Source organism: Chromobacterium sp. Panama (assembly GCF_003052555.1).
GTDB lineage: Bacteria > Pseudomonadota > Gammaproteobacteria > Burkholderiales > Chromobacteriaceae > Chromobacterium.
The window spans coordinates 299937-326472 of the sequence record NZ_QARX01000001.1; the positions used below are offsets into that span (position 1 = coordinate 299937).

A 26536-nucleotide genomic window follows, 5' to 3' on the forward strand; every position below is an offset into this window, starting at 1 on the left:
GTATGGCACGCAAACTTTTGATTTTAGTGAGGATATTTTTAGCTAAGCCATTGTGATGTGTTCAAATATGTCTTTGGTATTTTTTGTGAAAAGAAATCGCGCGGCGAAAGTCCCGGCAAATCCAGGGTAAAGACTTTTTGCCATCGTTGGCCTTAGCACATTCCTAAAAATCAGCTCCTGTCCATTTGGTCAGATTTCCCGGTTCAGTCCTGCTCTTACAGTGCCCGTGCCGGTAACTTGATGATTGGAGAAAATAAAATGGCTCATTTCTTTCCACTGGAGTTGGATGGCTTGCAGATGGAGAAGGTCAACGCGACGTCTTATGAAATTGATTTGCTGAAGTTCCGCCACCAGGTGTTTCGCGTGCAACTGGGTTGGGTGCCACCGCGGCCGGACGGCCTGGACCTGGATGATTACGACGCGTTCTCCGACAATCTGGCGGTGATTGCGCAGCAGCAAGTGGTGGGGTCGGCGCGTTTCACGCCAGGCGATCAGCCCTTCATGATCGAGCGGGAGTTTGCCCGTTTGCTGGCGCCTGGGGAGCGCATCCGCAAAGGCGCGGGTTGTGGGGAAATCACTCGCTTCGCGGTGGGCAAGACGATTTCCGGCCGTGAGACGAGAGCGATTGCGCGCTTGTTGTATCTGAGCTTATGGGAGTGGTCGCGCGCCAACGAGGTGCGCTGGCTTTATTTCGTGGTGGAGCCGTCTTTTTATCGGCATCTGTCCCGAATGGGGTTTCCGATACAGCCGGTGGGCGTGCCAAGACCGCTGGACGGCGGAGTGATGTCGGTTGCGGGCTGCTTTGACTGGGAGCAGGCTGATCCGGAGTTCATCAAGTCGCTGCGACGGGAAGTCGCTGCGCCAAGAGAGTGCGTCCGTTCCTGGTTGGAATACGACCGTGCGCATGCTCCCGCGTGGGCTTAAGCTGGCCGGCCCGCAGCTAATCGCTGACCTGGAGTCCGGGAGGCGGCAACAAGTGCATGCCCAGCACGATGGCGTGAGTGCGATTGTTGGCGTTCAGCTTGCGGATGACGTTGGCGACGTGGAACTTCACCGTTCGTTCGCTGATGTCCAGGATGGTGGCGATTTCCCAATTGGTCTTGCCGCGGCTCATCCAGTGGAAAATATCGTATTCACGCTGCGATAGCGGCATGGAACTGGGTGTGGCCGGGGCCAGATTGGCGATGCGCACCGCAGCCTGGTGCAAGTGGGGCGTCAGACATTCCAGCATGGCGACCAGATTGGGGTCGGAGCTGGCGTCTTTGCCGCTGACGGAGAAAATGCAACCCAGATTATTGCGTTTGGAGGCGGCGCTGAAGGTGACGCCGCTTTCCAATCCTACGGTGGCGGCCTCGGCGATGAACTTGCGTTCTTCCTTGCCCTTGGCACGGCTGAAGCGCTCTTGCCACTGCACCGGTCCGCTGCCCAGATGGATCTTCAAGATGGGATCGTGCTGGGCGTAGTTTTCCTCCATGTAATGCTTCAGCCATTCCGTGGGATAGCTGACATTCAAGACCCGCTCCAGCCGCTGAATCTGCTGGTGCTGGTTGATGCGACCCAGCGCCAGCACCATGTGCTCGGAAGGCGCCTGGCTGAGCAACATGTCCAGAAACCCCCTGAGCTCGGCTTCGGTTTCGATTTGTCCGGCAAGGTGAATCCATTCCAGCAACGTCCATTGCTGACTCGCGGACAAGCCGCTGGGCAGCGGCCGTGCTATCGCGGAATTTGAGATGACCATGAGCAAATCTTTCTTGATCTTGTGGTTTTACGCTGCTGGATAGTAGCCCACATGCAAAAGGCATGGGAAGCGCTAACTCCTTGTTCTGGTGCCAAGAACAGCGACTGTTGCATTCGTCGCCGACATTATAACAAATTGCCTGTCCAAAAATCCGTAAGTAGAAATAATTATATTGATCAATGACTTATTTGGTGCTATTTGGCGGGGGACAAACTAGGCGGGAAGTTGGGGCGTCATAAGGATGGCGCCGGGACAAGCTTGGAAAACTGGACCTTCTGTCAGTGTTCCCGATAACTGAAGCGCTGGAACAAAGGCGCGATCTCTTCTATCAGTTGCGGCGCGGGCCAGCCGGCGGGGGCCGGAGGCAGGGCGAAGGAGGGCGGCGGACGCAGTTGCTGCCAGTGATAGTCGGCGACGCCCAGCGCCGCCAGCCGCCGCGCCAGCGCGGCCAGTTGGATCTCATTGTGCCAGTGCGGATGTATGCTGCTGCGACATTCAAAATTGCTGTTGTTTTGCAACAAACAGTGCAGCGAGGCCTCGGTCTGCTCGCCGCTGCGGGGCAAGCCGGTCAGCGCCGGATAGGCGCCGAAATCGGTCTTGATGTCCAGGCCGACCCAATCCAGCAACGGCAGCACCCGCCGCAAGCGCTGCGGGTACGCGCCGCCGGTATGCAGGCCGGTGGCGAAGCCCAGCGCCCGGGTCTGTTCCAGCAGCGCCGGCAGCGCCGGCTCCTGCAGCGGTTCGCCGCCGGAGAACACCACGCCGTCGAGCAGGCCGACCCGGCTTTGCAGCCAGCGCAGGGTGTCCGGCCAGCGGGTTTCGCCGTTTTGGCGCCGCAGCAGGTGGGGATTGTGGCAATAGCCGCAACGCCAGGGGCAGCCGGCGAGAAAGACCACGGCGCACAGTTTGCCCGGCCAGTCGCAGCTGGAGAACGGCGTCAGCCCGCCGATGCGGGCTGCTGCGGGGTCAGCGGGCGGCGTGTTCACTGAAGCAGACCCGTTCGTCGAATTCTCCGCGTTTGCCGATATTGAAAGACTGCACCGGGCGGTGATAACCCATTACGCGGGTCCAGACTTCGCAGCGGGTGCGCTGTTCGTCGTTGAGCGGGGCGGCGTCTTGGCCGGGGATGCGGGTGGGGGGAGTCATGAGCTTTCCTTTCTTAAGGGCTTATGAAGGCTGGCGCGCCAGCAGTTCCGCGTCGCAGCGCGGGCAGAATTCGTGGTGACCGGACAGATAGCCGTGCTTGGGGCAGATCGAGAAGGTCGGGGTGACCGTGATATAGGGCAGGCGGAAGCGGGATAGCGAGCGGCGCACCAGTTCGCGGCAGGCGTCGGCGCTGCTGACCGCCTCGGTCATATAAAGGTGCAGCACGGTGCCGCCGGTGTATTTGCGCTGCAGCTGTTCCTGGCGCTGCAGGGCCTCGAAGGGGTCGTCGGTGAAGCCCACCGGCAATTGGCTGGAGTTGGTGTAATAAGGATGGGCGTCGCTGCCGGCCTGCAGGATGCCGGGGTAGCGTTTGCGGTCTTCCTTGGCGAAGCGGTAGGTGGTGCCTTCCGCCGGGGTGGCTTCCAGGTTGTACAGGTGGCCGGTGCTTTCCTGGAACTCCACCATGCGCTGGCGGATGTGATCCAGGTAGTCGCAGGCCAGTTGGTGGCCTTCCTCGCTGGTGATGTCGATGCGGTCGCCGCTGAAGTTGCGGATCATTTCATTGATGCCGTTGACGCCTATGGTGCTGAAATGATTGCGCAGCGAGCCCAGGAAGTGACGGGTGTAGGGGTAGAGGCCGTCGTCTATCCGCGCTTGCACTTCGCCGCGTTTTTTCTCCAGCGCGTCGCGGGACAATTCCAGCAAGCGGTCGGTTTCGGCCAGCAGCGCGGCGTAGTCGCCGGCGAAGCGGTGGCCCAGACGCGCGCAATTGACGGTGATCACGCCGACGGAGCCGGTTTGTTCGGCGCTGCCGAACAGGCCGTTGCCGCGCTTGAGCAGTTCCCGCAAGTCCAGTTGCAGCCGGCAGCACATACTGCGCACCATCTGCGGCTCCAGGTCGGAGTTCACGAAGTTCTGGAAATAGGGCAGACCGTATTTGGCGGTCATTTCGAACAAGAGATCGGTGTTTTCGCCGTGCCAGTCGAAGTCGCGGGTGATGTTGTAGGTGGGAATCGGGAAGGTGAAGGAGCGGCCCTTGGCGTCGCCGGCCAGCATCACTTCGATGTAGGCGCGGTTGATCATCGCCATTTCGCGCGCGCAATCGCCGTAGCGGAAGCTCATTTCCTCGCCGCCTATCACTGGAATCTGCTCGGCGATGTCGTCCGGGCAGGTCCAGTCGAAGGTCAGATTGGTGAACGGGGTCTGGGTGCCCCAGCGGCTGGGCACGTTGAGGTTGTAGATCAGTTCCTGGACGCACTGGCGCACGTCCGCGTAGCTCAGTCCGTCTTTTTTGACGAAGGGGGCCAGATAGGTGTCGAAGGAGCTGAAGGCCTGGGCGCCGGCCCACTCGTTTTGCAAGGTGCCGAGGAAGTTGACGATCTGGCCGCAGGCGGAGGACAAGTGACGCGGCGGCGCGGATTCCACCTTGCCGGGAATGCCGTTGAAGCCATTTTGCAACAGGGTGCGCAGCGACCAGCCGGCGCAGTAGCCGGACAGCATGTCCAGATCGTGGATGTGAAGATCGCCTTGGCGGTGGGCGAGGGCGGCTTCCGGCGCCAGCACCCGCTCCAGCCAGTAATTGGCGGTGAGTTTACCGGCGATGTTGAGAATCAGGCCGCCCAGGCTGTAGCCCTGATTGGCGTTGGCGTTGACCCGCCAGTCGGCCCGGTCCAGATATTCGTCGATCGCGGAGATGGCATCCACCATGGCGGTGGGCGCGGAGGCTGTGCTCATTTCTATATCTAGTGAAGTTATCGAATGAGCGCCACTATAAATTGTGTTTTGTGCGCTGTGTGGCTGAGGTGGCGATAACTTGACGCGGATCAAGCGAGGCGCTTTTGACGACGGCGAAGGCTGGATTCCGGGGCGAAAACCTGGCCATTGGGAGCGCAATGTCATGTTGTTTGCGACAGCGCATGACTTATGCTGGATTGGGGCCGGCTGTGGCGTTCAAGGGCGACGCGGGCGGGGCTGCGGCATATTGTTGCCAACTTGATGCTGTTTCATTGAGTCTGTTGCAACAAACTCATGGCATTCAGACCGAATCAGGTGCATACTTGGATTGCATAGAAAATAGGGCAATGTATTTTCAACTAAGCTGTAAAACTATATGACAAAGTACGCTCCGCGAGCGGTGCAGTGGGGAAGCTGCGGTCGGTTCTGTTCCTGGCGTGGATTTGTCCATGAAGATGCATTCACAACAATTTGCAAGTTCTTCTTTAATCATCAAAGGGTATGGTGTACCCTTTTTAAAGAGATACTACTTAATAATGTTATCAGCATTGTCAAATCCAGGGCGTCCGTCCGGGCGTGAAGGGTAGGCGATGCCGAGCCTGGAACATCCCTGATTATGGACACCTTAAAAGCATTGATGGTCTTCATGACCACGGCGGAAAACGGCAGTTTCTCCGACGCCGCGCGCAAGCTGGGCGTATCGCCGGCCGCTATCAGCCAGAGCATCGCCCGGCTGGAGCAGGAACTGGAGGTTCGCCTGTTCAACCGCACCACGCGCCAATTGACGCTGACCGAGGACGGGCGCCGTTTCTACGCCCAGTGCCGCGGGCCGGTGAACAATCTGGATTCGGCGATCAATCAGTTGAAAGCCAGCCGCGACGAGCCGGCCGGCCATCTGCGGGTCAGCATGCCGAACTCCTTTGGCCGGCGTTTCATCCTGCCCATCATGGGCGAGTTCTGCGAGCGCTATCCCAAGGTGCGGGTCTTCTTCGGCCTGGACGATCATTTCAGCGATCTGATCGAGGACGGTTACGATGTGGGCGTGCGTTCCGGCATGATGCCGGACAGCCGCATGGTGGCGCGCAATCTGGCGCAGATGCCGCTCTATGTGGTGGCCTCGCCCGGCTACTGGGATTTGCACGGCCGCCCGAGCGCGCCGGAGGAGTTGAGCAACCACGATTGCATCAACTTCCAGTTCCCCACGTCCGGCCGTCTGTTCAAGTGGGAGTTCGACCGCAAGGGCGAGCGGATTCCGCTGGAGGTCAACGGCACGTATACGCTGAACGAGATGGAGGCGGTGGCCGAGCTGGCACGGCTGGGCATGGGCGTGGCCCAGTTGCCGGGCCATGAGGTGGTGCATCTGATCCGCTCCGGCGAGCTGGAGCCGGTGCTGACTGATATGGTGTCGCTGGAGCGCTCTATCTACATCTGTTTCCCGCATCGCGACCACATCGCGCCGCGTACCCGGGTCTTCGTTGATTTCGTGGTGGAGAAGTTGGCCGACCATCCGGACATCATGGCGGATCTGCCGGGCCTGGACTTGAGCGCCAAGCGCAAGGCGGCCCAGAAAAACGCGATCTGATCCCATCTCCGCCTGAACCCGAAGCCAGCGCTTGCGCTGGCTTTTTTCATGTCTTTTCGCCGCCGCGACCCATCCTTTCTCCCAGGTGTTGTTAAATATAATGAGCGCGTGTATTGTATTTTTATACCAATCATGAACGGACGCTCCGCGTTCGCTTCGCCAAGGAGACAGCCATGAACGCGCCGGCCAGACTGGAACACACGAGCTCTTATTACGCCGCATCCGCCCATCCGTCGCCGGAGCGTCCATCTTTGCAAGGGGCGGAGCAGGTGGACGTCTGCGTGATCGGCGCCGGCTACACCGGGGTGTCCGCGGCGCTGCATCTGGCGGAGCGCGGTTATCAGGTGGCGGTGCTGGAGGCGGCGCGGGTGGGCTGGGGCGCGTCGGGCCGCAACGGCGGGCAGATCGTCAACAGCTATAGCCGCGACATGGACGTGATCGAGCGGCGGCACGGCAGGGCGGCGGCCGAGGCGCTGGGCGCGATGGCTTTCGAGGGCGGCCGCATCATCCGCGAGCGCATCGCGCAATACGGCATTCAGTGCGATCTGAAAACCGGCAATGTGTTCGCCGCCTTCACCCAGAAGCAGCTGGACGAGCTGGCGGCCAAGAAGCGGCTGTGGGAGCGCTACGGCCATACCGGCCTGCAACTGGTGGATCGAGAGGGCATGCGCGGCATCGTGGCGTCGGACCAGTACGCCGGCGCCTTGCTGGACAATTGGGGCGGGCATATCCATCCGCTTAACCTGGTCTTGGGCGAGGCGGCGGCGCTGGAGTCGCTGGGCGGGCGGATTTTCGAGCAGTCGGCGGTCTTGAAGATTCATCCGGGCGGCCGGGTGCGGGTGGAGACCGCCGGCGGCGAGGTCAGTTGCCGCTTCCTGGTGGTGGCCGGCAACGCTTATCTGGGCGAGTTGCTGCCGGCGCTGGCGGAGAAGAGCCTGCCCTGCGGCACTCAGGTGGTGACCTCCGAGCGTTTGCCGGAGGCGCTGGCCAAGAGCTTGCTGCCGGGCGATCACTGCGTCGAGGATTGCAACTTCCTGCTGGATTATTACCGGCTGACCGCCGACAACCGGCTGTTGTACGGCGGCGGCACCGTGTACGGCGCGCGCGATCCGGGCGAGGTGGAGCGGCTGATCCGTCCCAAGATGCTGAAAACCTTTCCGCAGTTGGCGGATTACAAGATCGAGTTCGGCTGGACCGGCAATTTCTCGCTGACCCTGTCGCGGCTGCCGCAGGCCGGGCGCATCGGCGACAATGTCTATTACTCTCAGGGTTGCAGCGGCCACGGCGTCACGTATACCCATTTGGCCGGTCGCTTGCTGGCGGAGGCCATCCACGGCGACAGCCGGCGCTTCGATCAATTCGCCGGTCTGCCGCACTATCCCTTCCCCGGCGGACGCGCGCTCCGCGTGCCGATGCTGAGCATGGGGGCGTGGTGGTACGGGCTCCGGGACCGTCTGGGGCTGTGAGTTATTCGTCGGGGGCGAGGCGGCGTTCGCGGCTGGCGCTGCCGGCTTCGCCCACCGCCCGGTTGCGGCCCGCGTTCTTGGCTGCGTACAGATACATGTCGGCGCGGTGCAGCAAGGTTTCCGGCATATCGTCCACGGTCTGGGTGGCCACGCCTATGCTGGCGCTCAGGCGTTTCACCGCCGGCAGCTCGGTCTGAGCCAGCCGCTGGCGGATATCGTCGGCCAGCGCCAGCGCGCCGCTTTGCTCGGTCTCAGGGCAAATCACCAGGAATTCGTCGCCGCCCCAGCGCGCCACCGTGTCCAGCTGGCGCGCGCGTTTTTGCAGCAGTTGGCCAAAAGCGGCCAGCACCTGGTCGCCGGCCAGATGGCCGTAGTTGTCGTTGACGTCCTTGAAGTGGTCGATGTCCAGCAGCAGCACCGAAAACGGCCGCCGGGTACGGTAGGAGCGCTCGGTTTCGCGCTCCAGTATGGTGTTGGCCTGGCGGCGGTTGGCCAGACCGGTGACCGCGTCCTGGCCGGCGATGGTGTTGAGCTCTTGCAGCATGGCGTGGGATTCGCGGGCCCGGCGGTAGGCGAACAGCGCCAGCGACACGGCCAGGTTCACGCATAGCAGCAACGCCAGCGCCATGGTTTGCGCATTGCCGTCGCCGGGGCCCGTCCCCAGCGCGGACAGCAGTTGGTAGCGCTGGGCCAGCCAGAGCAGCAGCAGATTGGCCATGAGCAGGATGGCCAAGTCGAACAAGATCTGCCGCAGGCTGAACAGGCGTGGCTTCATGGGGCTTGGGCCGTTTCCGATGAGTGCAGGCCGCCGGGAGGCGGCTTGATTGCGTTGATTCTTTTCGGATTAGCCCAAACTTGGCTCAGCCACAAGGGGCGAGCGCCGACGAGGCGCTCCAAGCAGCGCGTCAAAGTCCGCCGCGCGCCGGCGGGATGGATGGAAAAGGGCCTTGAAAACGCCTTGGAAAGGCTTGCGCGCCATCCGCGCCTCCTGCTTGCTCGGCAGTTTCGGCCTTGCCTCGTCCCCGGCCGCGAAAGCTTGAACAGGGGATTACACGGCCATGAAGCGCGCCAGCGGCGTGGCGCTCCAGTCCACGCTGTCCAGCAGGTTCTTGACGATGAGCCCCAGCTCGGTGTCGCCTTCAATCAGCAGCTTGCGGTGGAAAAACAGCGTGTCCGGGTCTTCCTCGCGCAGCATCATCCGGGCGAAGTCGGCCAGCGTGGCGGAGAGCTGCAAATCGGCGGCGCCGTCGTCCCGGTCGCGGTGGAAGCCTTGTTCGTCGGCGCGGAAGCGCAGGGTCAGGCCGGCGTCCAGCATGCGGATGGCGAAGCGGCGGCCGGCCAGTAGCGCCATGTCGGCCGGCAGCACGCCGCGCCGCGCCAATTGATTGAGGCTGGCGACCAGCAGCCAGGCCGGCGGCGCGGCGGGCAGCCGGGACAGCAGCGCGGCGGCGGCGGCGGGCAGGGCGAGATCAGGAATGCGCATGGGGGGCTCCTATGGCTTGGTTGCCGGCCTGGCCGCGCCAATAGCCGTCCACCAGTTCGGCGTCGGCGTGCCGGCCGCTGGCGGCTTGCAGCGCCGCCGGGTCGGCGCCGTCCAGCGCTTGGCGGAACAGGGCGACGATATCGCCGGTGGCGCGGGACTGCGGACTGACGCGCACGGCGTCGACGCCGATGGCGGCCAGCTCGCGCAAATGCGGCAGCAGGCTGTGGCAGCCGGCGGACAGGGTCTGGATGCCGTTGAGGGTGAGGAAGTCCTGCTGGTCCTGGGTGCGCATGGCGAGGCCGTCCGGGTGTTCCAGGCAGCGGAACTGGCAATCGTCCTTGCTCAGATTGTAATGACGGGCGGTGAAGCAGCGCGCGGACAGGGCCAGGGGCAGCTTGCCCCAGGCGAACAGCTCGGTGGCGATGGGCGCGCCGATCTCGGCGTAGCGCGCCAAGAGCTCGGCCAGCGTGGCGCGGTCCATTTCCACCGGGGGCACCCAGCGTTCGGCGCCCCAGTCGCGGATCAGCTTCAGGGTGTCGGCGTTGTAGATGTTCAGATGCGGGCCGGCGACGAAGGGCAGGCCGTGTTCCCGCGCCAGCTTGATCGCGCCCAGGTCGTTGGCTTCCAGCGCGATATCGCCGTTGGCGGCCAACTGGCGCGCGCGGCGCAGATCGGATTCGCTCTCCAGCAGCGCCTGGCAGCTGAGCGTGACGCGCTTGCCGGCGGCGGCCAGATCGCGCGCCAGCGAAATCCAGTCTTGCGGCCGCATTTGCTGGCGGCGGGAGCACACCACCTCGCCCAGGTAGATCCGGTCCAGCGGCCAGTCGGCGGCGGCGGCGTAGAAGTCCAGCAGGGTGTCGCGCGGCCAGAAGAACAGCACCGGGCCCAGCGTCAATTGCAGATTAAGGCTTGTCATTGGCGGTTTTCCATCGGGGGCGGCGCTCATTTCCACGGCCGGTTGTAGGCACCCAGCGTCTGCTGCTGCCCTTCCGACACTTTGTTCAGCGCCTGGTGCCAGGCCGGACGCGGCTGGAAGCGCGCGCCGTCGCGGGCGGCGGCGTCCAGCGCTTCGCGCAGCGCGCGCGTCACCTGGGCCACGTAGGCCGGGCTGCGCTGGCGGCCTTCCACCTTGATCGCGGCCACGCCGCTGGCGATGATTTGCGGCAGCATGTCCAGCACATTGAGGCTGGTGGGTTCTTCCAGCGCGTAATAGGTTTCGTCGCGCACCTGGAAGCGGCCCTTGCACAGCGTCGGGTAGCCGGCGGGTTCGTCGTCGCGGTAGCTGTCGATCAGGATGTGGTTGAGGCGGGCGTTCATGCGCCGCTCGCCCGGTTCCCAGCGTACGAATTTGGCCGGCGAGCACACGCCGTGGGTATTGGGCGATTCGCCGGTGGCGTAGCTGGACAGCTGGCAGCGGCCTTCCACCATCACGCACAGGCTGCCGAAGCCGAAGACTTCAATCTCGACGTCGGTGTGCTCGATCACATGGCGCACCTGGTCCAGGGTCAGCACCCGCGGCAGCACCGCGCGGCGGATGCCGAACATGTCGCGCGCCAGGTTGATGGCTTCGTAATTGGTGGCCGAGCTTTGCACCGACATGTGCAGGCGCAGCTGCGGATGGCGCTCGGCGGCGTAGGCCATCAGGCCCAGGTCGGCCAGGATCAGCGCGTCGGCGCCCAGCGCCGCGCCCTGGTCCACCGCCGCGCGCCAGCGGCTGGAGTCGCCGCCCTGGGCGAAGGTGTTGATCGCCATCAGCACTTTGCGGCCGTGGCGGTGCGCGTAGGCGATGCCTTCGCGCGCGCTGGCGTCGTCGAAATTCAACCCGGCGAAGTTGCGGGCGTTGGTCTGGTTTTTAAGGCCCAGGTAAACGGTGTCGGCGCCGTTGTCCACCGCGGCCTTGAGCGCCGGCAGGCTGCCGGCGGGGCAGACCAGCTCGGGCAGGAATGTGTGCAGAGCCATCTTGGTCGGTCCGGTTCAAAACCCGCCGACGATAACAAGCCCCGCGTCGCGGGGCCTTGTTCTGGGTCAAGCGCAGGCGGAGGGCCTAGAAGAAAGGGAAGACCAGCTTGGTCTTGGCCACCAGCACAATGTAGAACACCGTCGCCAGCGCGCAGAGGAAGGCGATCAAGCGGGTTTGCGGGGTTTTGCCGCGGCGCAGCGCGATGGTGCCCAGCGCCACGTACAGCACCAGGCCGACGATCTTGGCCAGCAGCCAGGGGCTTTGCAGAATGGGCCAGCCGCCCATGACCACCAGGGCGATGGCACAGCCCAGCAGCAGGGTGTCGACGACGTGGGGCAGGATACGCACCGGTTTCAGCGCCAGGATGTGTTGCTTGCCGCCCAGCATCAGGCCGCCGCGCACGGCGAACAGCAGGATCGATAGATAGGCGAAGCCCATATGGGCGTGTTTGACGATCAGATAAGGGTACATAGGCGTCCAAAGTTGAGGAGTGAGAACGGGTTTACGCTCTGGCAAGGCATGGCGGATCGTAAACAGGTTCTTAGACGGCGCTTAACGATAGCGCGCCCATAATACCCGGGCCGCGCCCGTTTGCGGGTTCGGCGTGCCGCCGCCGCCTTCGCCCGGCAATCCGTTCTGACCGCTGATGTCGATCACGGTTTCCGCGCCCAGGCTGTTCAGCGGCCGGGAGGGCGGCGGCGCGCCGGGCGGGCGGCTTTGCAGCCCCGCGCTGACCGGGCCGAAGATATGGGTGCTGCCGGCGGTGTCCAGGGTGTCGCCGGCCAGCACCGCGCCGTGGATGCGGTTGCTGGCGCCCAGCCGGATCTTGCCGCCGCCGAAGGCCTGGGCGGCGTCGTAGCCGCCGGCCAGCAGGGCGATGCCGAGCAGCGGGGATTCGCGCAGCGAGTTCCGGTCCGCGGCGCAGTGGTTCAGCGGATAGACGTCCGGGAAGTCCGGGCTGCGGCACACGCGCGCCGCGCCGGCCTGGCGCAGGCTCCACAGTTCCACATTGCTGCTGGTTTCGATGTGGCCGGTGGCGAGAATGGCGTTGTCCAGCCGGCCGTACAAGGACAGATTGCCTTCGAACAGCGCCACGCCGGGCAGCATGCCTTGCGGCGGCTTGAGGCGCAGCAGCCATTGCTGCGCGGTGCTGCCGGACAAGCAGCTCTCCGCGTCGCTCTCGCACAGTCGCAAGGCCGGCTGGCCGGCCACCGGGGCGCAGCGCCTGCCGTCGGCCTGCAAGGCCGGGCACAGATCGTTGCGCTGCCAGTCGTCGGCCCGCTGCCGGCCCAGCCGGTAGACCGCGCCGTTCGGTACGCCGGCCACATGTTGCAGCCGGACGCGGATGCGCTGCAGCGCGTCGGCGGAACGGTCCGCCGCATCCCAGTAGACGATGAGGTTGGCGGCGTCGCGGTAATCGTTGGCGTTGACGCGGGTCGCGCCCAGGCGGAACTCCGGCACCGGCTCCAGCGGCACTTTCAGCCCGGCCTGATGGCGCACCCGCACGGTGTTCGGCGGCGGCTGGCGCGCCTGGCCGGCGGCGTCGAAGATCTGCGCGCCGTTGTGGGTGAAGGCGCCGCCGATGAGGCCGTCGTCGATATTGGCGTTGCCGCGGCTGTCCAGCAGGCCCTGGGCGCGCAAGGCGTTCAGCCGGTTGCTGCTGCTGGTGCGCACATCGCCCTGGCTCAGCAATTGCGCGGAAACGGCGACGTTGCCGGCCAGGGTCACGTCGCCGATGGCGGACAGCCGGCCCACTCGTTCGCCGCTGCTGCCGACCGAGCCGTTGGCGGCGGCGGTCTCCACGTCGCTGCCGCTGCCCATGACGATGTTGCCGCGCGCTTTCAGCGTCAGGAACTGGCCGCTGTTGACGCGGATGTCGCCGTTGCTCCACAGGCTGAGCGGGGCCTGGCCGTCGCCGCGGGCCGGATTGCCCTGGAACAGGATGTCGCCGGTGGCCTGGATCGCGCTGACGCCGCTCAGGCTGCCGCTGGTGTCCACCGCGCCTTCCACTTGCAAGAGCGCGTCCTTGGCGCCGGTGACCACAATATTGCCGCTGGTGGACAGGCCGCCGCGGATTTGCGCCGCGGCGTTGGCGGCCGGCGGCGTCGGCGCGCCGTTCAATTGGTAGACCACCTCCAGCGTCACCGTGGCGTCGCCGCTGCGGGCGGTGATCCAGGCGGCGACCTTGTCGTCCTCGATCACGGCGCCGGCGGCGCGGGGCGCCGGCAGCAGCTTGATCTGGAGGGCGTCGGCCAGCGCCTGGCTTTCCGGCGGCAAGCTGGCGCGCTCCAGATTCAGCGCCGCGCCGTCCAGCTCCAGCGCCTTGATTTGCGCCGGTGTCAGCGCCGACAGGTATTGCCGCGCCAGTTCCGCACCGGTCCAGGCGCGCCATTGCGCCTCGCTATTGCCGCGCAGCGAGCGGGTCAGTTCCTGCTGGCCGCGCAGATGATGCATGCCGCCCAGCGCCAGCGCGGTCAGGGCCATGCCGGTGAGCAGCACCATCAGCACCGCGGCGACGCCGCGCTGCCGGCGCGGCGGGAGGGAACGGGCCTTCATGCGGGGGCCGCCAGATTGGTCAGACAGCTGGCGAAGCTGCGGCTCTCGCCTTGCAGCGTGTTGTCGTAGTTGAGCAGCAGCTGCGGAAAGGTCTGGCTCGCCGCCGCGGCGACGGCGTAGGGCCAGCAGGTTTGTTCCAGCCGCAAGGCCATGCCGAGCTTGTGCCGCGGCGGCAGCGGGCCGGTCAGCGCCCGCGCCCGCCATTGCGAGGGCTGGGTCAGCGCGTCGGCGATGGCCGCGCAGTCGTCCGCCTGCAACTGGTACAACACGCTGCTCTGGCCGGCGCCGTCCACGCTGGCCACGCCGCGGCAGGCGTAAGCGCCGGCGTCCAATTGTGGACGGTAACGCCAGACCGCCGCGTTGGCGGCGCCGGAAGCCGCCGGCGCGGCGCTCAGCGCGGAGACGGCGCCGTCGGCGTCGACGTTCAAATCGCTTATCGACAGCAGTTGCAGGTTTTGTTCGCGGCCGCCGGCGGCGCCGAAACCGGCTTCCTGCGCCTGCTGCTGCACGCTGAGCAGCGCCGCCATCAATTGGCCGTCCCGCTGCGCCAGCTTGGCGCTGCCCTGGTCCGGATCGAACACGCTGTGCGCGGTCTGGCGGTAGAGGGTCAGCATCGCCAGCGTGGTGATCAGCGCCAGCAGCATGCCGATCAAGAGCTCCAGCAGACTGAAGCCGGCGGCGCGCTTATTCATGATTGCTCAGACTGAGGGTGGAGGAGGCCGCGTCCCGCAGCTGCAAGGTCCGGCCGCTCAGCGCGGCCTTGGCGCTGATGTCCGCGCCGCCGTTCTGCGGCTGTCCGCGCAGGGTCACCGCGGGCGCGGAACTGCAGCTCAGCCGCGCGGTGGCGCTGACGCCGCTGGCCAGCGGCCAGTCGTTGGCGCTGTCGCAGGGCAAGCCGCCCTGTTGCAGTTGTTCCCGCGCCTTGCTCAGGGCCAGCGCGTGCTGTTGCAGCTGCTGTTGACTGCCCAGGCTGCGCGCGTTGACGAAAACAATGCCGAGGCCGGTCAGCATCAGCAGCAACATGGCGATCAGGCTTTCCAGCAGGCTGAGGCCGCTTTGCGTTTTACAAATCACCGCTGAGCTCCTGCTGCGCGCCGCGGATGCAGTAGGCCGGCCGCGTGCCGCAGGCGACGCCGGCCGCCTGCGCCGCCAGCGGCTGGCCCTGGTTGTTCAGGGCCAGGCATTGCGCGGCCGGGGTCGCCAGGCAGCTTTTTCCCAGGCTCACCGGGCGCGGCGCGGCGGCGCGCCACAGCGCCGCGCCGTGGCAACGCTCGCCCTGGCTGCCGCTGGCCGGCGCGCCGGCGAAGACGCACAGCTGGCCTTCAGCGCTGGACATCAGCACCGCGGCGGGCTGGTCCGGCGCGGCCGCCAGCGGATTGCTCAGCGCCGCGGCCTGGGTTTGGGCGTAGGCCCGCGCCAGTTGGCTGCGGCCCAGCGCCAGTTTGTGGGCGTCGCTCCAGCCTTGCGCCAGCGGCACGCTGAGCAGCGTCAACAGGCCGATCAGCGCCAGCGTCGCGCACAGCTCCATCAGGGTCAGGCCGCGCTGGCGGCGGGGCGGGGTCACCATTGGGTCCGGCAGTCGGCGCTGCTGGTGTTGGCGCTTTGATCCGCGCCGTCGAGCTTCAGCACGCAGCCGGACAACTGAGAGCTGACGCCGCTGGCGGTGAGCAGGAAGGACGCGCCCTGCGGCTGGTAGCGGTAGCTGAATTCCGCTTGCGCCGGCTGCCAGCTGTTATTGCCCAAAGCGGCGCGGATGGCGCTGGCGTTGTCCGCGCTGGAGGCGGGATAGGCCAGGTGCAGCAGTTTGTGGTTTTCCAGCGCCAGGCTCAGGGCCATCAGATCGCTCTTGGCGGTATTGGCCTTGGCCGCCTGCACATGGCGCTGATAAGACGGCACCGCCACCAAGAGCAGGATGCCGACGATGGCGGCCACCACCATCATCTCGATCAGGGTGAAGCCGGAATGGCCTTGCGGCCGGACGGATGCGCTCACGACATCGCCTTGCTAAATAAACGTCATATTTTAGCGTTATTGGACTCACATTGGTATTGATTGGCATCAATATGCTTTGTAAATATCTTGGCGAGAAGCAAGCCGCCGTCTGAGCGCCGCCTAGCGGCATAATCTGCCGCGCGCGGCGCATGCGGCCGATCCGGGCCGCGGATGCTACACTTGGGCTGATTTCACCTACCGCCTATCCCCGCATGCTGCTTCTTTACCAGTCCAACCGCTTGGAGCAATTGGGTCAGCTGTTTTGCGGCATGAGCCAGAGCCTGCCGCTGTCCGACTCGTTCGCGCCGGAAACCGTGATCGTGCAGAGCCGCGGCATGGGGCGCTGGATCACGCTGGACCTGGCCCGCAGCAACGGCGTGGCCGCCAATCTGGACTTCGTGCTGCCGGCCGCCTTCGCCTGGCGGCTGATGCAGCGGGTGATGCCGGATCTGCCGCGCAAATCCTCGTTCGCGCCGGAAGTGCTGAGCTGGCGGCTGATGGAGCTGCTGCCCACGCTGGAGGGCGAGCCTTTTCTCGCTTTGTCGCGCTATCTGGAGGGCGGCGAGGCCGCCTGTTTCGAGCTGGCCGGCAAGGTGGCCGACATCTTCGACCAATATCTGGTGTTCCGGCCGGATTGGATCCGCGCCTGGGAGGCTGGCCAGTTGCTGGGCCTGGGCGACGACGAGGCCTGGCAGGCCGCCTTGTGGCGGCGGCTGGCCGACAGCGATCCCAGCCGCCACCGCGTGCGCATGCTGGACGAGTTCTTCGCCGAACTCAGGGCCGAGCATCTGCCGGAGCGGGTGACGCTGTTCGGCATCGCCAGCCTGGCGCCGATGTATCTGGCCCTGGTCAAGCGCCTGTCCCAGCTTACCGACGTCTGCCTGTTCACCCTCAATCCCTGCGAAGCTTACTGGGGCGACATCGTCGACGCCCGCCGCAAGCTCAAGCTGCAGCAGAAGGGGGATTTGTTCGCCACCGAGGGCCATCCCTTGTTGGCCTCGCTGGGCAAGCAGGGCCGCGATTTCTTCGAACTGATCGCCGAAGACAGCGAGCTGGACGCGCGGCCCCTATTCGACATTCCCCGCGGCGACGCGCTGCTGGCGCGCTTGCAGCGCGACATCCTGCAATTGAACGATCCCAAGGACGCGCCGCGTCCGCTGGCGGCGGACGACGATTCGGTGCAGATCCACGCCGCCCACGGGCCGATGCGCGAACTGGAAGTATTGAAAGACCGCTTGCTGACGATGTTCCGCGAGGACCCCGGCCTCAATCCCGCGGACGTGGCCGTGCTGACCCCGGACATCAATAGCTACGCGCCTTATATCGACGCGGTGTTCGGCGCTCGTCCGCAGGAGGACGCGGCGCCGGACATTCCCTACAGCATCGCCGACCGCCGCATCGCGCGCGAAGAACCGCTGCTGGCCAGCTACGCGGCCTTGCTGGACCTGGCCGACTCCCGCTTCGCCGCCGATCAGGTGCTGGCCTTGCTGGACGCGCCGGCCTTGTTGCGCCGCTTCGGCCTGGACGACGCCGACGTGCCCTTTGTGCAGCAATGGGTGCGCGAGGCCGGCATCCGCTGGGGACGGGACGCCGCGCACAAGGCGGCGCTGGGTTTGCCGGCGGATCCGCTGTTCACCTGGCGCTGGGGCCTGGACCGGCTGTTGCTGGGCGCGGTGCTGCCGCCGGCCTTGGCCGGCGACGACAGCGGCCTGTACGCCGGCCTGCTGCCGCACAGCAGCGCTCAGGGCCAGTTGGCGGAAGCGCTGGGGCGCTTTTCCGCCTGCTATCGCGAACTGGAGCGCGTGGCGGAGGAGTGGGCGCGTCCGGCCGCTCCGGCTCGGTGGGCGGAGCGCTTGCAACAGGCTTGCGAGCGGCTGTTCGACGCGGACGCCGACGATGAGAAAGCGCTGGAGGTATTGCGCGCCGCGTTGGCGGAACTGGCGGAGGACGCCGAGCTGGCCGGCTTCGAGCAAGAGGTGGGCCTGCCGGCGGTGCGGGATTGGCTCAAACGCAAACTGACCCTGGCCTCGCCGCTGGGCTTTCTGTCCGGCGGCGTCACCTTCTGCGCGATGGTGCCGATGCGCTCTATTCCCTTCCGCGTGTTGTGCCTGATCGGCATGAACGACGGCGCTTATCCGCGCGACGAACGCCCGGTCAGCTTCGACCTGGTGGCGCGCCATCCGCGCCGCGGCGACCGCTCGCGCCGTTTCGACGACCGCTATCTCTTCCTGGAGGCCATTCTCTCCGCGCGGGAAAAGCTCTATCTGTCCTATGTGGGCCAGTCCGCCCGCAGCGGCGAAACCCTGCCGCCCTCGCCGCTGATCGCCGAATTGCTGGATTGCTTCTCCGCCATGTGCGGCGAGGATCTTGGCCGGGCGCTGACGGTGCGCCACCCGCTGCAGCCGTTCTCGCCCGCCGCCTACGACGGCGCGGACCCGCGGCTGGCCAGCTTCGAGCCCACTTTCGCCGCCGCCCTGTCGCAGCCGGAGGCCGCGCCGCGGCCGTTCGCCGAAGCCTTGCCGCCGGCGGCGCTCAGCGGCGTGGTCAATTTGCACGACTTCATCCGTTTCTGGCGCAATCCGGTGCGCGCCTGGCTGGCGGACCGGCTCGCCATCCGTTTGTTCGGCGGCGACGAGGAGCTGCCGGTGCGCGAGCCTTTCGCCGTGGACGGCGACGCCAGCCAGGCGGTGCGCAGGCAGTTGGTGGACGCCATGTTGCATCGCCGTCCGCAAGCGCCGGTGCGCGAGCGCGTCGCCGCCGCCGGCCTGCTGCCGCCGGCCGCGCTGGGCCGGGCTTGGCTGGTGGAGGAGGCGCGTTCCAGCGTCAAGCTGGCGGCGCGGCTGCCGGCCGCGCTGAGCCGTGACGTTCTGCCGCCGCAGCCGGTTCATCTGCATGCGGCCGGCCTCACCCTGGTGGGCGAGCTCACCGGGCTGCGCCCCGAAGGCCAGCTGGATTTCGTCGTCGGCAAGATCAACGCCGCCCAGCGCGTGGCTCTGTGGCTGAGCCATCTGATTCTGTGCGCGGCGCGGCCGCCGGGCGTGGTCTGCCGCACCGCCTGCTACGACGACACGGGCAGCCTGCTGCTGGAGGACGAGCCGGAGGCCTTGGCCTTGCTGGAGCCGTGGCTGGCGCGCTGGCGTCAGGGCCAGGATCAAGCCTTGCCCTGGTTCGGCCGCACTAGCTGGGCGTATGCCGAAGCTTTGGCGGCGGAGCCGGAGCGGCGCGACAAGGCGATGCGGAAAGCGCTGGAAAAATGGGACCCCGGCTTTGTCCGCGAAGGCGGCATGGCGCAAAAGGACGAGGCGGCGATCGCGCTGGCCTTCCGCAATCAACAGCCTCTGGACGATCCTCTGTTCGCGCAACTGGCGGAAACCCTGCTGTCGCCGCTGGCGGAGCGGCTGCAGGGCGGCGGCGCGGAGTGAGGCGGCCGGCGCCGGCTCATTCCTCCGGATACGGCGCTTCGAAGTAGCGCTGATACAAGGTCTGGATCGAGCCGTCGCGCCGCATGCCGGTCAGGGCTTGCCGGAAAGCGTCCGCCACCGGCTGCGGCACGCTGCTTTTGCTGAAGATGAAATACGCGCCGCCGATATTCCAGACCGGCGCGAGCGGCACGATCTCCGCTCCCGTCGGTTCGGCCTGCAGCGCCGCGCGCAGGGTGGCGCTGTTGGCCAGCAACAGGTCCAGCCGCCTGGCTCGCAGCTTTTGGATATTGATGTCCAGCGTCGGCCCGATGTCCACGGCGACGCTTGGCGGCGGGAGTTTCAGCCAGGCGTCCAGGCTGGCCCCGTAGCTGTCGCCGCGGGTGACGCCCAGGATGAGCTTGCCGTGCTTGCCCAAATCTTCCAGCCGGTGCGTCGGCCATTGCGCCGCGCGGCCGCGCAAGCTCCACAAGCGCACGGTGGTGGGGCTGTAGGCCCAGACGAAGTGGGCGAAGGGCTCGCGCTCCGGCGTTTTCAGCGCCTCCATCGCCACGTCCACCAGACCGTTTTTCAGGCTCAGCAAGGTCCGCGGCCAGGGCATTTGCTGGTAGTGGAGCCGGCAGCCGGTCCGGTGCGCGGCTTCGTTGAGCACGGCGACGGCGTAGCCGTCCAGTTGCTGGCGCGCGGATAGATAGTGGTAAGGAGGCCAACTGTCCCAGCCGACGCTTAATTCCCGGACGCAGGCGCTGACGGCCGGCTGAGGCGCGGCCGGGACCGGTCCGGCGCATAGCGCCGCGGCAGAGGCCAGGCCGTGGACGGCTAGGCGGAAAAGTCGGCGCATGGCGAGGCTCCGGCAGGGGATGCTTTACTATAGCCGGGCGGAGGCTGGGGATAACTTCGCGTAGCCGTGCGGGTCTGTGGATAAACGGGAAGGGGCCGAAGGCGGCGGGAATGCGAAAAGGGTCAGCTTGCGCTGACCCTTTTCATTTTGGTGGCGAATCAGGGACTCGAACCCCGGACCTGCGGATTATGATTCCGTCGCTCTAACCGACTGAGCTAATTCGCCGTGAAGACTTGTCGAAAACAACTCTTCGCAAACTGTGGTGGCGAATCAGGGACTCGAACCCCGGACCTGCGGATTATGATTCCGTCGCTCTAACCGACTGAGCTAATTCGCCACGTTTTTCGATGCACGAGTGCACCGAGACGCGAAATATACGCAGCCGAAAGCCGGCTGTCAACAAGATTCTCGCGGCCGCCGGCTTACAGGGTGTAGCAGCGGTCGCCGCGCAGGAAACCGCTCCAGTCTATGCTTACCCCCTTGCCGAAGCCTATGGCCTTGAACAACTCGCCCATTTCCGACGGCGACAGCAGCTTCTGCACCGCGGCGGCCTGCGGCAGATAGCCGGCGGCGTCGGCCGGGTCCAGCTGCTCCAGCAACTGGGTGATGCCGGCGTTGATCAGGAATTGAGCCTGGGTGGTGTAGCCGATCAGGTCCAGACCGGCGTCTATGCCGGCCTGGGCCACCGCGCTGAAATCGACGTGGCAGGTCAAGTCCATCAGGCCGGGCAGGAAGAAGGGATCGTCCACGGTGTGGTGGCGGTAATGACCGATCAGCGTGCCCATATGGCGCTGCGGGTGATAGTACTCGGCGGCGGGGAAGCCGTAGTCCAGCAGCAGCACGGCGCCGCGATCCAGTTTTTGCGCCAGGGTGTGGAGGAAGCCGATATTGGCCGGGCTGATTTCGGAAACATAGTCGTCGTGCCGCGGCTGGATGGCCTGGGCCAGTTGCAGCAGCCGCGGGTCCTGAATGGCGCGGTCTTCCCAGACGAAGCGCTCGCCGTCCAGCGCCACGCCGCGCCGTTGGGCTTCGGGGGTCCAGTGGATCAGCTCGCAGGGCATGGCGTCCAGCACTTCGTTGCCGATGATCACGCCGTCCAGCCGCTCCGGCAGCTGGCTCAGCCACTGCACGCGCTCGGCCAGTTGCGGCAGCGCCTGGCGGATATTGCTTTGCTGGCGTTCGATCAGGTCTGGCGACAGATCGACGATGCAATAGCGTTCCGGCAGCGCGTCTAGCGCTTGCAGTTCGCTGAGAATGTCGATGGCCAGCTTGCCGGTGCCGGCGCCGAACTCATAGACCACATTGGCGGTTTGCGGCAGCAGCTCCGCCAGCTGGCGCGCCAGCGCGCGGCCGAACAAGGCGCTCATTTCCGGCGCGGTGGTGAAGTCGCCGGCTGCGCCCAGTTTGCGGCTGCCGGCGGCGTAATAGCCCAGGCCGGGCGCGTACAGCGCCAGCTCCATGTAGCGGGAGAACGGCATCCAGCCGCCCTGCTGGCGGATTTCCGCCTGAATGGCGTGGACAAGGCTTTGGCTGGTGGCCAGCGCGTCGGCGCTGGCGGCGGGTAAGGTGGTCATGGCGGTCATCCTGCTACAATGTGCCGCGATTGTGGTGGAAACTGACGGACAGGAGAAGAGGGTGAGCGGATTTTACCGTTGGATGGCCGGCTGCGCGGGCGGCCTGTTGCTGGGGCCGGCGCTGGCGGCGCCGCAGTGGGCGGTGTCGAAGCCGTATCCGGACAATCCTTTGCAAGTGGCCAGCCTGGACGGTGAGGCGACGGTGGGACGCAGCCGCTTTCCGGCGCGTTTGGACGTGGCTTGCCGCGCGGACAGCCCGCCCTTGCGGCTGTCCTTGCACGTGTCGGATCAATTGGGCGGCTGGGACGTGCGTCCGTACGAGGGGCCGGGCGGCCTGGGCGAGCGGCGCAAGCTCAAGCTGAACCTGGCCGGTTTGCGCCGCGGCGTGGACAGTCATTTCGCCGGCTGGTACGAGGCGAGCGGCCGCTTCGTGTTCGAGTGGCCGTCGCGGGGCGAGTTCTTCGCCTGGCAGTCCGCCGCGCACAAGGAACTGCTGGTGACGATAGACGGCGCCAGCCGCAAGCACGGCAAGCTGGTGGCGCGTTTCGTCTTGCCGCCGTCCAGCCAGGCGGCCTTGGCGGCGGCCCAGCCGTGCATGGGCAAGAAATAGAGCGCGCGGCCGGCGTCATCGCGGCGTAAGGCGCGTGTGGGAGCCTGCGGCGGCGGGCGAAGATTCAGAGGAGCGGAAATGGCGGATCAGGGGACGACAGGAGAGCAGCGGGTGGCGCTGATCAGCGGCGCGGCGCGGCGTGTGGGCGCGGGCATCGCCCGGCATTTGCACGCGCGCGGCCTGCGGGTGGTGTTGCACTATCGCGGTTCGCGCGGCGAGGCGGAGGCCTTGGCGGCGGAACTGAACGCGGCGCGGCCGGATTCCGCGCGCTTGCTGCAGGGCGATTTGCTGGACACGGCGGCCTTGCCGGCGCTGGCGGCGCGGGCGGTGGCGGCGTTCGGCCGGCTGGACGGCCTGGTCAACAACGCGTCTAGCTTCTTCCCCACCGAGGTGGGCCGGATCGACGAGGCGGCCTGGCACGATCTGATGGGCAGCAATCTGAAGGCGCCGCTATTCCTGTCCCAGGCGCTGGCGCCTGAGCTGGCCAAGCGTCGCGGCGCCATTGTCGGCATCGCCGACATCCACGTGGAGCGGCCGATGGCCCGCCATGTGGTGTACAACCTGGCCAAGGCCGGCCACGCGCAGCTGATCCGCAGCCTGGCGATAGAGCTGGCGCCGGCGGTGCGGGTCAACGGGGTCTCGCCCGGAGTGAATCTGTGGCCGGAGGACGACGCGTCATTCGACGCGGCGGAGCGCGCGGAGATCGAGGCCAGCATTCCCTTGCGCCGCACCGGAGTGCCGGAGGACATCGCCCGGGCGGTGGCCTTTCTGCTGCTGGACGCCGGCTACGTCACCGGTCAGATTCTGGCGGTGGACGGCGGCCGCAGCGTGGTGTTGTAGCCGCTGCGCGGGCGGGCCGCACGCGCGCCTTGTTCGCCGTCGTGGATTTCGCCGCGGAAAAAAAGTAAAATCGCCTGTTTTTCAATTTCTTAGCCGTACTCCATGTCCGAAGCAAGCAGCGTCCTCGACGACAAGGCCAAAAAGGCCGTGTTTGAAGGCAATAAACTGGCCAAGCGCCTGCGCCACCATGTGGGTGACGCCATCAATGACTTCAATATGATAGAAGAGGGCGACCGCGTGATGGTCTGCCTGTCCGGCGGCAAGGACAGCTACACCTTGCTGGACATTCTGCGCGGTTTGCAGAAGTCCGCGCCTATCGATTTCTCCATCGTGGCGGTCAATCTGGACCAGAAACAGCCGGGCTTCCCCGAGCACGTGCTGCCGGAATACCTGGATTCCATCGGCGTCGAATACCGCATCGTCGAAGAAGACACCTATTCCATCGTCAAGCGCCTGGTGCCGGAAGGCAAGACCACTTGCAGCCTGTGTTCGCGGCTGCGCCGCGGCATTCTCTACCGCGTGGCCGACGAACTGGGCGCGACCAAGATCGCGCTGGGCCACCACCGCGACGACATTCTGCACACCCTGTTCCTGAATATGTTCTACGGCGGCAAGCTGAAGTCCATGCCGCCCAAGCTGGTGTCCGACGACGGCCGCCACATGGTGATACGCCCGCTGGCTTACTGCCGCGAAAAGGATATCGAGCGCTACGCCGCGCTGCGCGAATTCCCCATCATTCCTTGCAATCTGTGCGGCTCGCAACCCAATTTGCAGCGCCAGGTGGTCAAGGATATGGTCAATGACTGGGACCGCCGCTTCCCCGGCCGTCTGGAGAGCATGTTCCGCGCGTTGCAGAACGTGGTGCCATCCCATCTGGCCGACACCGGCCTGTTCGACTTCGCCGGCCTGAAGACCGGCGACGCGCCGTTCGAGGACGGCGACACCGCTTTCGACAAGGAAGAATTCCGCGATCCGCCGCCGCCGCAGGACGACGAGGCCGACGCGGTGCCGAAGAAACGCACCATCAGCATTCTGGATTCGCGCAAACCGGCGGGAGAGGACTCGGGCTGTGGCGCGTAGGGCCTTGCATCCGTTCCGCCGCCGCGTGCGCCCCGCGGTGGAGGAAATGCCGGAGGTGGAGATCTCGGAGGCGGACAATATCCGTTCTTTGCACCTGGGTTCGGAAACGATACAGAGTTCCATGGATCTGGACGATCCAGCCGACCTGGTGCTCAGTTACAGCCGGGCGATGATGGGTTTTCTGCTGTGGAACGACGCGCCGCAGCACATCTTGCAGATCGGCCTGGGCGGCGGCTCCTTCGCCCGCTTCATCGATGAATACCTGCCGGACGCGGTCAGCGTGGCGGTGGACATCAATCCGCAGGTGATCGCGGTGGCGCGCGCCTTTTTCCAGCTGCCGGAGGAGGGCGATTTCTTCGAGATCGTCGAGGCCGACGGCGCCGATTACGTGAAGATCTTCCGCGGCTCCACCGACGCCATCCTGGTGGACGGCTTCGACGGCCTGCAGATCGTCGACGCGCTGACCACCGAGGACTTTTTCGAGGACTGCAAGCGCGCGCTCAGCCCCAAGGGCGTGTTCGTCACCAATTGGTGGAGCGGGGACAAGCGTTATCAGTCCTTCATCGAGCGCCTGTTGAACGTGTTCGAGGGCCGGGTGTTGGAACTGCCGGCGGCCAGCCACGGCAATGTGGCGGTGATGGCTTTCCGCCAGAGCCCGACGCTGACGCAGTGGGAGGCCTTGAAAAAACGGGCCGACGAACTGGAGGGGCGCTTCGGTCTGGAGTTCGTCGATTTCGTCAGCCGTTTGAAAATGACCAATCAGCACACGGCGGGGCATTTACTGGTCTGAAGCGGGGCGTCTGCGTACATTTGCTTACCCAATGACGCGCGGGAAGAGGCGTATAATGCCGGCATTACGGCCACGCCGGCTTGGGACGGATGGCGCGCTGCGCGAAACGAGTTCGGATGCAGAGAGCTCTGAGGCAGATCAGTACGGACAGAAACGGAAAACGGCAAGCTGGCTTGCCGTTGAATGAACTTTATGGCGGTGGACCGGACAGTTTAGGACAGGCGCGGCGCGGGCGATTTCGCTTCCGCGCCGCTCGTTCTGAATGTCCGGTCCGCCGCTATCGTATTTACATACTGTTGGGACTTACACCGTGATCAAGCAGCAACTGCTCAATCGGATTGCAGACAAATCCGCCGTCATCGGCATCGTGGGCCTGGGCTATGTCGGCCTGCCGCTGATGCTGCGTTTCGCTGAAGTCGGCTACAAAGTGCTGGGCTTCGACATCGACCAGGGCAAGGTGGATGCCCTGATGGCCGGCCAAAGCTATATCGAACATATCTCCGCCGACAGCATCGCCACCGCGCTGGAGCGCGGCTTCGAGGCTACCACCGACTTCAGCCGCGTGCCGGAAGCCGATACCCTGATTCTGTGCGTGCCGACGCCGCTGAACAAATACCGCGAACCGGACCTGTCCTTCGTGCTGGACACCATGGACAGCCTGGTGCCCTATCTGCGCGAAGGTCAGCTGGTGTCGCTGGAGTCCACCACCTATCCGGGCACCACCGATGAAGAACTGCTGCCGCGCATGGAGTCGCGCGGCCTGAAGGCGGGCGACAACGCCTTCCTGGTGTTCTCGCCGGAGCGCGAAGATCCGGGCAACCCCAACTTCACTACCCGCACCATTCCCAAGGTATGCGGCGGCGTAACCCCGGCCTGCCAGGAAATCGGCGTGGCGTTGTACAGCGCGGTGATCGACAAGGTGGTGCCGGTGTCCTCCACCCGCGCCGCGGAAATGACCAAGCTGCTGGAGAACATCCACCGCGCGGTAAACATCGGCCTGGTCAACGAGATGAAGATCGTCGCCGACAAGATGGGCATCGACATCCACGAAGTGATCCGCGCCGCCGCCACCAAGCCTTTCGGCTTCGTGCCCTATTATCCGGGCCCGGGCCTGGGCGGCCATTGCATTCCGATCGACCCGTTCTACCTGACCTGGAAGGCGCGCGAATACGGGGTCAACACCCGCTTCATCGAACTGGCCGGCGAAGTGAACAGCAATATGCCGGACTACGTGGTGTCCAAAGTAGCCGCCGCGCTGAACCTGCGCAAGAAGGCGATCAATGGCAGCCGCGTGCTGGTGCTGGGCATCGCCTACAAGAAGAACGTCGACGATATGCGCGAAAGCCCGTCGGTGTTCCTGATGGAAAAGCTGCGCGATCTGGGCGCGGAAGTGGCTTACAGCGATCCGCACGTGCCGGTGTTCCCCAAGATGCGCGAGCACCGTTTCGAGCTGTCCAGCGTGGCGCTGAGCAATGAAGCCATCGCCGGCTACGACTGCGTGCTGCTGGCCACCGACCACGACAAGTTCGACTACGCGCAGATCAAGGCGCACGCGCAGCTGGTGGTGGATAGCCGGGGCAAGTATCTGGAGTCGGCGGACAATATCGTCAAGGCCTGATTGTTTTTAGCCACGGAAGCACACGGAAAAACACGGACAAAGCCGGAGCCTGCAAATCACGGTGACTTGAGGGCGCTCTCGCATCTTGGGTATTTGGGGGTTTCCGT

At 65.5% G+C, this 26536-nt stretch carries 23 protein-coding genes, 2 tRNA genes and 1 pseudogene; 9 read left to right on the top strand and 17 right to left on the bottom strand.

Annotation, left to right across the window (positions count from 1 at the left end; translation table 11 throughout):
- Positions 1-258 precede the first annotated feature (258 nt).
- Complete coding sequence (locus tag DB032_RS01510) at positions 259-924, top strand: acyl-homoserine-lactone synthase (protein WP_158274208.1); 666 nt, start codon at positions 259-261, stop codon at positions 922-924.
- A 16-nt stretch (positions 925-940) separates the two neighbouring features.
- Here DB032_RS01510 and DB032_RS01515 read toward each other — a convergent pair whose 3' ends face one another.
- From DB032_RS01515 to DB032_RS01530, 3 genes and pseudogenes are all read right to left on the bottom strand, one after another.
- Positions 941-1738, bottom strand: coding sequence for a LuxR family transcriptional regulator (locus DB032_RS01515; RefSeq protein WP_107797968.1), 798 nt, complete (start codon positions 1736-1738; stop codon positions 941-943).
- Between the two features lie 278 nt (positions 1739-2016).
- Positions 2017-2724 (bottom strand): anaerobic ribonucleoside-triphosphate reductase activating protein, encoded by a 708-nt coding sequence (locus DB032_RS01520; protein WP_107797969.1) that lies wholly within the window; start codon positions 2722-2724, stop codon positions 2017-2019.
- Positions 2705-4783, bottom strand: a pseudogene (locus DB032_RS01530) (ribonucleoside triphosphate reductase). The gene DB032_RS01520 and the pseudogene DB032_RS01530 overlap by 20 nt, the downstream one beginning before the upstream one ends.
- A 451-nt stretch (positions 4784-5234) precedes the next feature.
- Between DB032_RS01530 and DB032_RS01535 the strand changes: the two are divergent.
- Together DB032_RS01535 and DB032_RS01540 are read left to right on the top strand one after the other, a co-directional pair.
- Positions 5235-6200 (top strand): LysR family transcriptional regulator, encoded by a 966-nt coding sequence (locus DB032_RS01535; protein ID WP_048413744.1) that lies wholly within the window; start codon positions 5235-5237, stop codon positions 6198-6200.
- Between the two features lie 173 nt (positions 6201-6373).
- Positions 6374-7666 carry an FAD-binding oxidoreductase gene (locus DB032_RS01540; protein ID WP_107797972.1) on the top strand — a complete coding sequence of 431 codons (1293 nt, stop codon included), beginning with the start codon at positions 6374-6376 and terminating at the stop codon, positions 7664-7666.
- Between the two features lies 1 nt (position 7667).
- On the opposite strand, the gene DB032_RS01545 is transcribed toward DB032_RS01540, so the two are convergent.
- The 10 genes from DB032_RS01545 to DB032_RS01590 form a co-directional block, all read right to left on the bottom strand.
- A complete protein-coding gene (locus DB032_RS01545) occupies positions 7668-8441 on the bottom strand; it encodes a GGDEF domain-containing protein (protein ID WP_107797973.1) in 774 nt (257 codons plus the stop codon).
- Positions 8442-8714: 273 nt separating this feature from the next.
- Positions 8715-9149 carry an SCP2 domain-containing protein gene (locus DB032_RS01550; RefSeq protein WP_107797974.1) on the bottom strand — a complete coding sequence of 145 codons (435 nt, stop codon included), beginning with the start codon at positions 9147-9149 and terminating at the stop codon, positions 8715-8717.
- A complete protein-coding gene (locus DB032_RS01555) occupies positions 9136-10065 on the bottom strand; it encodes a U32 family peptidase (protein WP_107797975.1) in 930 nt (309 codons plus the stop codon). The genes DB032_RS01550 and DB032_RS01555 overlap by 14 nt, the downstream gene beginning before the upstream one ends.
- A gap of 26 nt (positions 10066-10091) precedes the next feature.
- The gene (locus DB032_RS01560; RefSeq protein WP_107797976.1) at positions 10092-11108 is read right to left on the bottom strand and encodes a peptidase U32 family protein; all 1017 of its coding nucleotides are present in this window, start codon (positions 11106-11108) and stop codon (positions 10092-10094) included.
- Positions 11109-11193: 85 nt separating this feature from the next.
- Positions 11194-11580: a SirB2 family protein gene (locus DB032_RS01565; RefSeq protein ID WP_107797977.1), complete on the bottom strand. Its 387-nt coding sequence runs from the start codon at positions 11578-11580 to the stop codon at positions 11194-11196.
- An 81-nt stretch (positions 11581-11661) separates the two neighbouring features.
- A complete protein-coding gene (locus DB032_RS01570; RefSeq protein ID WP_107797978.1) occupies positions 11662-13665 on the bottom strand; it encodes a hypothetical protein in 2004 nt (667 codons plus the stop codon).
- Positions 13662-14357 (bottom strand): hypothetical protein, encoded by a 696-nt coding sequence (locus tag DB032_RS01575; RefSeq protein WP_107797979.1) that lies wholly within the window; start codon positions 14355-14357, stop codon positions 13662-13664. The genes DB032_RS01570 and DB032_RS01575 overlap by 4 nt, the downstream gene beginning before the upstream one ends.
- Positions 14350-14739 (bottom strand): hypothetical protein, encoded by a 390-nt coding sequence (locus tag DB032_RS01580; RefSeq protein WP_107797980.1) that lies wholly within the window; start codon positions 14737-14739, stop codon positions 14350-14352. The genes DB032_RS01575 and DB032_RS01580 overlap by 8 nt, the downstream gene beginning before the upstream one ends.
- The gene (locus DB032_RS01585) at positions 14729-15229 is read right to left on the bottom strand and encodes a prepilin-type N-terminal cleavage/methylation domain-containing protein (protein ID WP_146176551.1); all 501 of its coding nucleotides are present in this window, start codon (positions 15227-15229) and stop codon (positions 14729-14731) included. The genes DB032_RS01580 and DB032_RS01585 overlap by 11 nt, the downstream gene beginning before the upstream one ends.
- Positions 15226-15657 carry a type IV pilin protein gene (locus DB032_RS01590; RefSeq protein WP_107797982.1) on the bottom strand — a complete coding sequence of 144 codons (432 nt, stop codon included), beginning with the start codon at positions 15655-15657 and terminating at the stop codon, positions 15226-15228. Before DB032_RS01590 ends, DB032_RS01585 begins: the two co-directional genes overlap by 4 nt.
- A 212-nt stretch (positions 15658-15869) precedes the next feature.
- Here DB032_RS01590 and recC point away from each other — a divergent pair, with 212 nt between their 5' ends.
- Entirely contained in the window at positions 15870-19079 is a 3210-nt protein-coding gene (recC, locus tag DB032_RS01595) for an exodeoxyribonuclease V subunit gamma (protein ID WP_107797983.1), read from the top strand.
- 16 nt (positions 19080-19095) lie between these two features.
- On the opposite strand, the gene DB032_RS01600 is transcribed toward recC, so the two are convergent.
- From DB032_RS01600 to DB032_RS01615, 4 genes are all read right to left on the bottom strand, one after another.
- Positions 19096-19917 carry an ABC transporter substrate-binding protein gene (locus DB032_RS01600; protein ID WP_107797984.1) on the bottom strand — a complete coding sequence of 274 codons (822 nt, stop codon included), beginning with the start codon at positions 19915-19917 and terminating at the stop codon, positions 19096-19098.
- A 148-nt stretch (positions 19918-20065) separates the two neighbouring features.
- Positions 20066-20142, bottom strand: a tRNA-Met gene (locus tag DB032_RS01605).
- Positions 20143-20177: 35 nt separating this feature from the next.
- Positions 20178-20254 (bottom strand) — tRNA-Met (locus DB032_RS01610).
- Positions 20255-20339: 85 nt separating this feature from the next.
- On the bottom strand, positions 20340-21491 hold the full coding sequence (locus DB032_RS01615) for a class I SAM-dependent methyltransferase (protein ID WP_107797985.1): 1152 nt from the start codon (positions 21489-21491) through the stop codon (positions 20340-20342).
- 61 nt (positions 21492-21552) lie between these two features.
- Between DB032_RS01615 and DB032_RS01620 the strand changes: the two genes are divergently transcribed.
- The 5 genes from DB032_RS01620 (at position 21553) to DB032_RS01640 (ending at position 26429) form a co-directional block, all read left to right on the top strand.
- The gene (locus DB032_RS01620; protein WP_146176552.1) at positions 21553-22101 is read left to right on the top strand and encodes a hypothetical protein; all 549 of its coding nucleotides are present in this window, start codon (positions 21553-21555) and stop codon (positions 22099-22101) included.
- A 78-nt stretch (positions 22102-22179) separates the two neighbouring features.
- Positions 22180-22941, top strand: coding sequence for a pteridine reductase (locus DB032_RS01625; protein WP_107797987.1), 762 nt, complete (start codon positions 22180-22182; stop codon positions 22939-22941).
- Between the two features lie 102 nt (positions 22942-23043).
- The gene (gene ttcA, locus DB032_RS01630; RefSeq protein ID WP_107797988.1) at positions 23044-24021 is read left to right on the top strand and encodes a tRNA 2-thiocytidine(32) synthetase TtcA; all 978 of its coding nucleotides are present in this window, start codon (positions 23044-23046) and stop codon (positions 24019-24021) included.
- 46 nt (positions 24022-24067) lie between these two features.
- Entirely contained in the window at positions 24068-24811 is a 744-nt protein-coding gene (locus DB032_RS01635; RefSeq protein ID WP_233246777.1) for a polyamine aminopropyltransferase, read from the top strand.
- 313 nt (positions 24812-25124) lie between these two features.
- On the top strand, positions 25125-26429 hold the full coding sequence (locus tag DB032_RS01640; protein ID WP_107801603.1) for a nucleotide sugar dehydrogenase: 1305 nt from the start codon (positions 25125-25127) through the stop codon (positions 26427-26429).
- Positions 26430-26536 lie beyond the last annotated feature (107 nt).